The 9,989-nt window shown below is 64.7% G+C and carries 12 protein-coding genes; 2 read left to right on the top strand and 10 right to left on the bottom strand.

What is annotated here, in order from left to right:
- From BMZ48_RS08055 to rpmB, 9 genes are all read right to left on the bottom strand, one after another.
- Positions 1–466 (bottom strand): GTP-binding protein (locus BMZ48_RS08055; RefSeq protein WP_143383660.1); only part of this gene is annotated, 466 nt, incomplete at its 3' end.
- Positions 467–538: 72 nt separating this feature from the next.
- The gene (gene fusA, locus BMZ48_RS08050) at positions 539–2,632 is read right to left on the bottom strand and encodes an elongation factor G (RefSeq protein WP_091533614.1); all 2,094 of its coding nucleotides are present in this window, start codon (positions 2,630–2,632) and stop codon (positions 539–541) included.
- A 59-nt stretch (positions 2,633–2,691) separates the two neighbouring features.
- Entirely contained in the window at positions 2,692–3,165 is a 474-nt protein-coding gene (gene rpsG / locus BMZ48_RS08045) for a 30S ribosomal protein S7 (protein WP_091533611.1), read from the bottom strand.
- Positions 3,166–3,228: 63 nt separating this feature from the next.
- Complete coding sequence (gene rpsL / locus BMZ48_RS08040) at positions 3,229–3,627, bottom strand: 30S ribosomal protein S12 (protein WP_091533608.1); 399 nt, start codon at positions 3,625–3,627, stop codon at positions 3,229–3,231.
- Positions 3,606–4,793, bottom strand: coding sequence for an alpha/beta hydrolase (locus BMZ48_RS08035; protein WP_091533606.1), 1,188 nt, complete (start codon positions 4,791–4,793; stop codon positions 3,606–3,608). Before BMZ48_RS08035 ends, rpsL begins: the two co-directional genes overlap by 22 nt.
- Before the next feature lie 12 nt (positions 4,794–4,805).
- Positions 4,806–6,683 carry an Lnb N-terminal periplasmic domain-containing protein gene (locus BMZ48_RS08030; RefSeq protein ID WP_159431127.1) on the bottom strand — a complete coding sequence of 626 codons (1,878 nt, stop codon included), beginning with the start codon at positions 6,681–6,683 and terminating at the stop codon, positions 4,806–4,808.
- Positions 6,684–6,788: 105 nt separating this feature from the next.
- The gene (locus tag BMZ48_RS08025; RefSeq protein WP_091533601.1) at positions 6,789–7,265 is read right to left on the bottom strand and encodes a DUF3015 domain-containing protein; all 477 of its coding nucleotides are present in this window, start codon (positions 7,263–7,265) and stop codon (positions 6,789–6,791) included.
- Between the two features lie 281 nt (positions 7,266–7,546).
- The gene (gene rpmG / locus BMZ48_RS08020) at positions 7,547–7,717 is read right to left on the bottom strand and encodes a 50S ribosomal protein L33 (RefSeq protein WP_091533599.1); all 171 of its coding nucleotides are present in this window, start codon (positions 7,715–7,717) and stop codon (positions 7,547–7,549) included.
- Between the two features lie 3 nt (positions 7,718–7,720).
- On the bottom strand, positions 7,721–7,957 hold the full coding sequence (rpmB, locus tag BMZ48_RS08015; protein ID WP_091533596.1) for a 50S ribosomal protein L28: 237 nt from the start codon (positions 7,955–7,957) through the stop codon (positions 7,721–7,723).
- A 217-nt stretch (positions 7,958–8,174) separates the two neighbouring features.
- Here rpmB and BMZ48_RS08010 point away from each other — a divergent pair, with 217 nt between their 5' ends.
- Positions 8,175–8,738 (top strand): hypothetical protein, encoded by a 564-nt coding sequence (locus BMZ48_RS08010; RefSeq protein WP_091533593.1) that lies wholly within the window; start codon positions 8,175–8,177, stop codon positions 8,736–8,738.
- On the top strand, positions 8,735–9,277 hold the full coding sequence (locus tag BMZ48_RS08005) for a TetR/AcrR family transcriptional regulator (RefSeq protein WP_091533590.1): 543 nt from the start codon (positions 8,735–8,737) through the stop codon (positions 9,275–9,277). The genes BMZ48_RS08010 and BMZ48_RS08005 overlap by 4 nt, the downstream gene beginning before the upstream one ends.
- 12 nt (positions 9,278–9,289) lie before the next feature.
- On the opposite strand, the gene radC is transcribed toward BMZ48_RS08005, so the two are convergent.
- Positions 9,290–9,964: a RadC family protein gene (gene radC / locus BMZ48_RS08000; protein ID WP_091533587.1), complete on the bottom strand. Its 675-nt coding sequence runs from the start codon at positions 9,962–9,964 to the stop codon at positions 9,290–9,292.
- Between the last annotated feature and the right edge of the window lie 25 nt (positions 9,965–9,989).

Raw genomic sequence — 9,989 nt, 5'->3', positions numbered from 1 at the left:
CGACCAGGTCGAGCAGCTCCGCGTCCTCCACCAGGTCGCACTTGTTCAGCCACACCACGATCTTCGGCACGTTCACCTGCTTGGCCAGCAGCACGTGCTCGCGCGTCTGCGGCATCGGACCGTCCACCGCCGATACCACCAAAATCGCACCGTCCATCTGCGCCGCGCCCGTGATCATGTTCTTCACAAAGTCCGCGTGCCCAGGACAGTCCACGTGCGCATAGTGACGGTTCGCCGTCTCATATTCCACGTGCGACGTCGCAATCGTCAGAATCTTCGTCGCATCACGACGACCCTGCGCCTCCGACGCCTTCGCCACCTGGTCGTACGGCACGTACGTCCCACCGTACTTGTCCGCAGACACCTTCGTCAGCGCCGCCGTCGTCGTCGTCTTCCCATGGTCCACGTGCCCAATCGTCCCCACGTTCACGTGCGGCTTCTTGCGTTCAAACTTTTCCTTTGCCATTGCGATTACCTCGGTTGTAGGGCGGGAGCTACCCGCCGTCGTGCACTCGGCGGCCGTCGGCCGCCCTACGAATTAAGCCTTCTTCGCCAGCGCGGCGACGATGTTCGCCGGCGCCTCCTGGTACTTCTTGAACTCCATCGTGTAGGTCGCGCGCCCCTGCGACATCGAGCGCAGCTGCGTCGAGTAGCCGAACATCTCGGACAACGGCACCTCGGCCTTGATGATCTTGGCGCCGTAATTGTCTTCCATGCCCAGGATGACGCCGCGACGACGGTTGAGGTCACCCATCACGTCGCCCATGTAGTCCTCGGGCGTTTCCACCTCGACGGACATGATCGGCTCGAGGATGACCGGGTTGGCCTTGGCCGCGCCCTCCTTGAAGCCCATCGACGCCGCGATCTTGAACGCCATTTCGCTCGAGTCGACGTCGTGGTATGAGCCATCGAATACGGTGACCTTGACATCGACGACCGGGTAACCCGCGATGACGCCGTTCTTCATCGCCTCTTGCACACCCTTGTCGATGGCGGGGATGTATTCCTTCGGAATGACACCGCCGACAATGGCGTTGACGAATTCGTAGCCCTTGCCCGGCTCCTGCGGCTCCAAGCGCAGCCAGCAATGACCGTACTGGCCGCGGCCGCCGGACTGGCGCACGAACTTGCCTTCGGCCTCGACCGTCTTGCGGATGGTTTCGCGGTAGGCGACCTGCGGCGCGCCGACGTTGGCCTCGACCTTGAACTCGCGCCGCATGCGATCGACGATGATTTCGAGATGCAGCTCGCCCATGCCAGAGATGATGGTCTGGCCGGTTTCCTCATCGGTCTTGACGCGGAAGGAGGGATCCTCCTGCGCCAGCTTGCTGAGGGCGATACCCATCTTCTCCTGGTCGGCCTTGGTCTTGGGCTCGACCGCCTGGCTGATCACCGGCTCGGGGAACTCCATGCGCTCGAGAACCACCGGCGCGTTTTGCGCAGCCAGCGTGGTACCGGTGTAAACATCCTTGAGACCAACACAGGCGGCGATGTCGCCGGCACGGACTTCCTTGATCTCGTCGCGCTGATTGGCGTGCATCTGCAGCAGACGGCCGATGCGCTCGGTCTTGCCACTGCGCGAGTTATAGACGCTGTCACCCGAGCTGAGCACGCCGGAATAGACACGGATGAAGGTCAGCTGCCCGACGAAGGGGTCGGTCATGATTTTGAATGCGAGTGCCGAGAACGGCTCATCGTCGGATGCATGCCGCTCGACGGGTGCCTGCGTATTCGCATCCGTGCCCTTGATCGGCGGCACGTCAACCGGCGACGGCAAGAACTCGATCACGGCGTCGAGCATGCGCTGCACGCCCTTGTTCTTGAACGCCGAACCGCACAGCATCGGGACGATCTCGAGGGCGATCGTGCGCTGACGCAGAGCCCGCACGATCTCGGCCTCGGTCAGCTCGCCGGTCTCGAGGTACTTGTTCATCAGCTCCTCGGACGCCTCGGCAGCGGCCTCGACCATCTTCTCGCGCCACTCTTGGGCGGTATCGACGAGATCGGCCGGGATGTCGGTATATTCGAACTTCATGCCCTGGGACGGCTCGTCCCAGATGATCGCCTTCATCTTGATCAGGTCGACCACGCCCTTGAAATTCTCTTCGGCGCCGATCGGGATCACCACCGGCACCGGATTGGCGCGCAGCTTCTCCTTCATCTGGCGATAGACCTTGAAGAAGTCGGCGCCCGTGCGGTCCATCTTGTTGACGAAAGCCAGTCGCGGCACACCGTACTTGGTCGCCTGCCGCCATACCGTCTCGGACTGCGGCTGCACACCGCCGACGGCACAGTAGAGCATGCAAGCACCATCGAGCACGCGCATGGAACGCTCGACTTCAATCGTGAAGTCAACGTGTCCCGGCGTATCGATGATGTTGATGCGGTGCTGCTCGAACTGGTTGCCCATGCCGCGCCAGAACGTCGTCGTGGCCGCGGAGGTGATGGTGATGCCGCGCTCCTGCTCCTGCTCCATCCAGTCCATCGTGGCGGCGCCATCGTGGACTTCGCCGAGCTTGTGGTTGACACCGGTATAGAACAGAACGCGCTCCGTCGTCGTGGTCTTGCCGGCGTCGATGTGCGCGGAAATACCGATGTTGCGGTAGCGCTCGATGGGCGTCGTGCGGGGCATGGTCGTGACTCTGCGAAATCAGGGAAGGCGCGCGGGGCGCGCCGCCCCGCTGCGAACGGTTACCAGCGGAAGTGCGAGAAAGCCCTGTTGGCCTCGGCCATCTTGTGCGTGTCCTCGCGCTTCTTGACGGCGGCACCGCGGTTTTCCGCGGCATCCATCAACTCAGCCGCGAGCCGGCTCTCCATGCCCTGCTCGCCCCGCTTGGCGGCGGCCTCGATGATCCAGCGCATGGCCAAGGTCGTACGGCGCGACGCGCGCACTTCGACGGGAACCTGATAGGTGGCGCCACCGACACGGCGCGACTTGACCTCGACCATCGGCGCGACATTCTCGAAGGCGGTCTGGAGATACTCGACCGGCGATTCGATCTTTTTCTTCGCCACGACCTGATCCAGGGCGCCGTACACGATTTTCTCGGCGATGGACTTCTTGCCGTCCTCCATCACCATGTTGACGAACTTCGAGACGAGCTCGCTCTTGAACTTTGGATCGGGGAGGACCTTGCGGACTTCCGGCTTACGGCGACGCGACATGGTGTGTTCCTTGCTGTGGGGCTTCAGGGCGGCAATCCCGCACCTTACTCGGGCCGGGGCCCGTTACTTCTTCGCAGCGGCGGCTGCGCCATCCTTGGGCCGCTTCGCGCCGTACTTGGAACGACCCTGACGGCGCTTGTCGATACCGGCGCAGTCGAGCGCACCGCGAACCGTGTGATAGCGCACACCGGGAAGATCCTTGACACGGCCGCCACGAATCAGCACGACGGAGTGCTCCTGCAGGTTGTGGCCTTCGCCGCCGATGTAGGAGATGACCTCGAAGCCGTTGGTCAGACGCACCTTGCAGACCTTGCGCAGCGCCGAGTTCGGCTTCTTGGGGGTGGTGGTGTAAACGCGCGTGCACACGCCACGTTTCTGCGGCGAGCCCGTGAGCGCTGGCACCTTGCTCTTGGCGACGAGAGTGCTGCGACCCTTGCGCACTAACTGATTGACTGTTGGCACGTTTGGACTTCCCGGCTTGACAAAGAAAAGACGCGCCCTCCGCACGAGGGCCGTCGGGAAAGGGCGCGCATCTTATCGGCGGGCCGCCGTGGCGTCAACGCCTTTCGGATACGGCTGCCCTGAATACCGACCCCCCGCCCGCCAGCGGGGGAAACCGCTGCACGGCATGCGGTGGGCACGACCCCCGGCACCGGGGCGCCGGATTGAGACTGCTGCGGCGGCAGCGATTCGGGCGATACTCCCTCGGCTACGCCGATACCTGCGCCGGACATGCGGACGGGTCTGCGCGATGCAGCCGCGCACGCCGGTCCACACCTTAAGTCGGTCTTGGCTGCCGACACCCAGACATCCAGAAATGCCAGCAGTCGCTCACGCTCGCCCGCGCGACGCAGCACGTCGATGTGCCCGGCTTCCGGGATCAGCCACAGCGTCTTGGGGTCGCATGCCGCGGCAAACAGGCGCTGCGCGTGGCTGGGATCGACGACCTGGTCGCGCCCACCGTGGATCAGCAACAAGGGAATGGGGCTGAGTTCGGCCACGACATCGATGGGGGCGTAACGCTCGCCAATCAGTCGCGACAAGGGCCACTGCAACGGCCAGGTCAACCAGAAAGCCGCCAGCTTCTCGCGGGCGATGCGCCGGTAGCTGGAGAACGCGCTGTCGGCGATTACGCCGGCGACATGCCCCCGCAGCGGGGTACGCGCCACCATGCGGATCGCCACCGCACCCCCGATACTCTGGCCCAACACGACCAGCGGCCCGGTGCGCTCGGCGCCGCGATCGACCAGCCAGGCGAGCGCGGTCTCGGCATCCTCGTGCAAGGCGGCCACACTCGCCTGCCCCTGCGAAAGCCCATAGCCGCGATAGTCGATCGACAGCACCGCATAGCCGTGCTGCGGCAGCCAGGTCACCAGATGCACGTGGGAGCTGAGATTCTCGGCATTGCCATGCAGATGCAGGAGGGTGGCGCGCGGCACACCCGACGTCGGCAGATACAGGGCATGCAGACGGCTGCCGTCACGGGCCTTGATCCAGACCGTCTCGGCGGGCGTGCCGAGCGGCCGGTCAGCAAGATGGAGTTTGCGATCGGGGTACAGGAACACCGAGGTACATGCGCAGAGCACCGCGCACAGCAGCAGTGAGCCGGTCAACAAAACACGTGACATCCACGTGACTCCTCAGCGGTACAGCAGGTAGCGCAGACCGACGGCGAAGGTATCGTCGGGCCGCTGATCGCGCCAGCGCAGCTCCAGATGCAGGGCCTGATGACGCGACAATGGCCAGTTGCCACGCAGTTCGGCCCGCAGCCGCAGCGCACCGTTTGCAAACGCTTCGGCGCCCAGTTCCCCATTCAGGGTCAGCGGCCCGAGCGCCATCAGGCTGCCGCCGCGCAGGCCGCCAGCAGGCTGTAACGGATCGGCAAAGCCGTGGTTGTATTCGAGCCGCGCGGTCGCAAGGCCATAGATCAGGCCGTCGAACCCTGCGGCGCGGGTGAACCCGATCCCGCCGTTGATCTGCGCGACACGGTGCTCGCGGCCATCGGTCCATTGGCGCTCGATGCCAGTGGCCACCGCCCAGGACAGCGGCCTGAAGAAACGGTCGCGCGGGGTCAACGATGCGATGTCGACGAGGTCGAGTCGGTTGAGATCGAGACGTCCGTACTCGTCGACGCGCAGTTCGAGATGACCCATGTTGAGCTGGGCACCCCAGGGGAAACCGTCGCGGTTTTCCTCCAGACCATGCAACGCCATGCGCAGCCCCAGGCTCAGGTACTGCAGCTCTTCCTCGCGCCAGACCCCGACGGCAAGGCGGCGGCTGCCGTGACTCAAATCCGGCGGGACATCGGGCACAACTGGCGCGGCAACAGGCAAGGCGGATGCCTCTGCCTGCATGGCCTGCAACAGCCGGAAACTCTGCTGCGCGATGGCGGGATCGCGCGCCACACCGGTCTGGCGGAACCGCAGATACCGATACGCCGCATCGATCACACGTGCGCGCATCGATGGTTCGAGCACCTGCATGTCCGCGTCGTCGAGTCGCTCCGGCGATGCCGCAAGTTCCAGCACCTGGGCGTGCAAGACCGGCGGAATCTGTGCCAGCCGCTGACGCAGCACCGTGCCCTGCGCCGGGCGAAACTGCCGGCCGCGAACCAAACCGGCCTGCTGCGCAGCACGTACGGTATCGATCGGTATCGCGGTCAGGGCAAACGCGCTGGTGAGATCGATGCCCGGGCGCGCGACCTCGAGCAATTCCAACACCCGGTAGGCGCAGTTCTCGTCGAAAAAGTAATACGCGAAATCGATGTCGCGAAGCTCCCACAGATGCGCGATCAAACGCTCGATTTCGGCGGCATTGAGATCGAGCGGATACTCCCAGATATCGCGGTTCTCGCTGCGCGTGTACTCCTGGATCTTCTTGAAATAGAAATCCACCGCAAACTGTCCGCGGTACCCGCCCGTCAAACCCTTGACGGCGTAGAGCACGCCAGTGTCGGCGGGATCGATCAGCGCTCCGAAATTCACCGCGAACGACAGGTACTCGGTGCCCACCTCGGCCGATGCGTCCGGATCCAACCGCAACAGCGTGTGGCCGAACATCGACGATGGACTGTTGAGGTAATACGACGGAAACACCAGCACCACGCGCTGGGCACGCACGGTATCGCGGAACGCCCGATAAGCCGCACAGTCAGGTTGCGGCAGCTCTCCGAGATCCAGCCGTTCGCGCAACCATGCAAGGCGCGCGACGAAACGGCACTGCGCATGCGCATCGCCGAGGCTCGCGTCGGCGGCGAAAGCCGACAGGGTTGCCGCCAGCTCCGCGCGCGGATCATGTGCACCCGCGGCGGACAGGAAAAAATCGGGATCGTCGGCCTGGCTGTACCAGGACCCGGGCACGGCGCCGGGCCGGTAATGCACGAGCCTGAGCCATTGCGGATGCATCCACAGCCGCTCGGCTTGAGCCTGTGCCCAGGCGGCCTCGGTCACGGCCAAGCCGGGCGGTGATATCACCCCGCCGAGCGCCAGAGTGATCGCGATCGCGCAGGCGCGCATCATCCGTTGCATCAAAGAAAAGCCCAAAACGAAGGCCCGGCATCGCAACGATACCGGGCCCGACCGGAAACGATCCGGACCGCCGCGGCAAGGCGGCGAGACCGGGGATCAGATCACGTACTTGGACAGACGCTCGTCGGCCTTCATCAGCGCTTCGAGTCTCGCCACCACCTCGTCGGCGGTGACGTTCTCGCTCGGGAACAGCACGGCGAAGTTCTGGTGCACCACCTGTGCGAACACCGGGCGGTCCTGCGGCGCCAGGCCGTAGGCCACCGCCACCGCGGTGAGCGTATCCCCATGCCCGGCCGCAACGTCGGCAGCAAACTCATCAAGCATGGCGTTGATCATGGCCTTGCCGCCGTAGGTCAGCTTGCCCGAGGTCGAACACCCGTTGGTCCCCGACGTCATACCAAAAGTGGCGTTGCCCGAGGAGCCATTGGTCGTGAGCGCCACCATGTGCGCCGCCAGCCCGGACTGCCCCCGGAACAGCATGTTCCCCCAGCCGCAATTCGGACCACCCGGAGCCTCCGCCATGGCCACCGAAGAGACCGCAAACAACACCGCACCCGTCATCAGCTTCTTCATATACGTCTCCCAGATCGTGCTCAGAAGTGTTCACCCGAACGGACGTTCTTCACGAACCGCGCGCCGATGCTAAGCCGGCCGCAGCCGTATCTGCAATCGTCGGTCGCCACCCATGCCAGGCTGGTCTTGCGTGCGCGCAGTACAACGGTGGGTCGGAACGCTCGCTCTTGCCGGGTGGCAGGCACCCAACACGCGCAAAAGCAAAGGGCCGCAGTCGCGGCCCTTGCAGGGATGCAATCAGTACGCGCAAGGACAAGCGGCGGCTGCGCCGCCGCGCCCGCTCACTTGATCTTGGCTTCCTTGAACAGCACGTGTTTGCGCACGACCGGATCGTATTTCTTGATCTCGAACTTATCCGGCGTGTTCTTGCGATTCTTGGTCGTGGTGTAGAAATAACCGGTGTCGGCCGTCGACACGAGGCGGATTTTCTCGACGTCTTTCTTCTTGGCCATGGCTTATACCTTCTCGCCGCGGGCACGCAGCTCGGAGACGACCGCCTCGATGCCCTTTTTGTCGATGATGCGCATGCCCTGGGCCGAAACGCGCAGGCTGACGAAGCGCTTCTCGGATTCGAGCCAGAAACGATGTGTATGCAGGTTCGGCTCGAAGCGGCGGCGCCGCTTGTTGTTGGCGTGCGACACCGTATTGCCGACCAGCGGCCGCTTGCCCGTGACCTGACAGACTTTGGACATGACAGCAAACCTTAAGTTGATTGATGCCCTGCGACGGGCTTAAACCATTCGGAATACACCGCGCATCGCGCAGCACTGGGCAGCGTGGCCCGCCCGGAAGGGGCGCAATTGTGCCAGCCCATCCGCCGCGGAGCAAGACCACGGCGCCATCGGGACGCAAACCGTGACATTTTCCCTGTCCGGCACGGCCGCACGGGCTTACGCTTGGACCCTGCGCATGACCACCCGAGCCGCCGACGACGCCGTGAATGCCGACCGCACTGCGGTGCTGACCGCGGGCGTCCGGCTGTCGGCAACGCTGCGTCTGGACGCGCTATCGGTAGAAAGGGTGTGCGCGGCAGCCCATCTGGACCCCGCGCGCTTTACCGCACTTTACCCCTCGCCCACCGCTTTTCGGTGCGAGCTGCTGGGCTGCCTGATCGACGAAGTCCGCGACACCGTTGCCCGCATCACGGCCGACATGCCGAGCGGTATCGGCCGCCTGAAGCTGGCGCTAAAGACGTATCTCGAGGCTCAGGCCACTCGTCCGGCACTGCGCGACCTGCTGGTGGCCTTGCGCTTCGAGCCGGCCGGCATCGAGGTGATGCGCAGAGGCTTGTTCGCACTGCGCACGATGATCGAGGCCGAGTTACAAACGGCGCAATGGCCACATCCGCAGGCGAGTGCGCGCCTGCTCACCGCAGCCGTGATTGACATCGCACGGGCCGAACAAGAGGCGCAGACGCGCCGGGACGACTTGCGCGCCACCCTGTTCGACTATTTGGACAGCCCGAGGCCATGACCGACCCCCGTCAGAGCTTGCTCGATGCCGGAACACGCCTTGCGCGCTGTGTCGATTTCGAAGCACTGGATACCGACCGGCTGTGCCGGGAAGCCGCGGTGGATCCGGCGACATTCGCCGCCACCTTCGGGGATCTCACCGGTTATCTCGCCGCGCTGCAAGAGCGTTTCATGGCTGCCTTGATCGACCGCATGCTCGCCGCCACCGCCGGCATGCGGCCGGGGCTTTTGCGCATCCAGGTGGCCATCGAAGCCTTCCTCGGCCACTGCCTCGCAGAACACGCCCTACGTGGCTGGCTGCTCGCAGCGCGTGAGCGTCCCGAGATTTTCGCGGTACTGGAACGACAGAACCGGACTTACGCTCTGCTGATCGGCTCCGAGCTGCACGCCCTGGGCTGGCCACACCCGCAGGCAGCGGCGCGCATGCTACTGGCAATGATCAACGAAGCGGCGCTGGCCGAGCACCGCCTCGGCCAGCCCTCGGCCGAAATCCGCGAGGCACTGTGGGACTTTCTGCAGCACGGGGGCGCGCGGCGCTGAACGTGCGCTGCGTCAAATCCAGCCGCGCTCGGCAAAGCTCACCGGCGCCCCGTCGCCGACGACGAAATGGTCGAGTACCCGCACACCGATCAGACCCAGCGCCTGGCTCAGCCGCTCGGTCAGTGCGCGGTCGGCAGCGCTGGGTTCGGTCGCCCCGCTGGGGTGGTTGTGCGCAAGAATCACCGCAGCGGCGTTGTGTCGCAGTGCCGCCTTGACGATCTCGCGCGGATAGACCGGCGCACTGTCGAGTGTGCCGCGTGCGGGCTCCTCGTAGGCGATCACGCGATGCTGGTTGTCGAGGAACAGGACCGCAAACACCTCGTGATCACGGTCGCGCAGGCGCGCATGCACGTAATCGGCGGCCGCGCGAGGGTTGTTCAGGGCTTCGCCGCGATTCAGGGATTCGCCCAGATACCGCCGGGCGATCTCCATGACGGCCTGTAGTTGCACGTATTTGGCCTCTCCCAGCCCCTTGCCCGTGCAAAAATCCTCGCGGCTGGCTCCGAGCAGCGCGCGTAATCCTCCGAACCGCCGGATCAGATCCCGTGCGAGATCGACCGCAGTCATGCCACGCACGCCGGTGCGCAGGAAAATCGCCAACAGCTCGGCATCACTGAGCGATGCTGCACCGCGCGCCAAGAGCTTTTCGCGCGGCCGTTCAGCCTCCGGCCAATCGGTGATGGCCATCGCGCCCTCCCTGCCGTCTTCATCG

This window comes from Fontimonas thermophila (assembly GCF_900113085.1).
Taxonomy (GTDB): Bacteria; Pseudomonadota; Gammaproteobacteria; order Nevskiales; family Nevskiaceae; genus Solimonas; species Solimonas thermophila.
The sequence above is the reverse complement of the archived record's forward strand: the minus strand, read 5'-3'. Positions and strand labels throughout refer to the sequence as shown.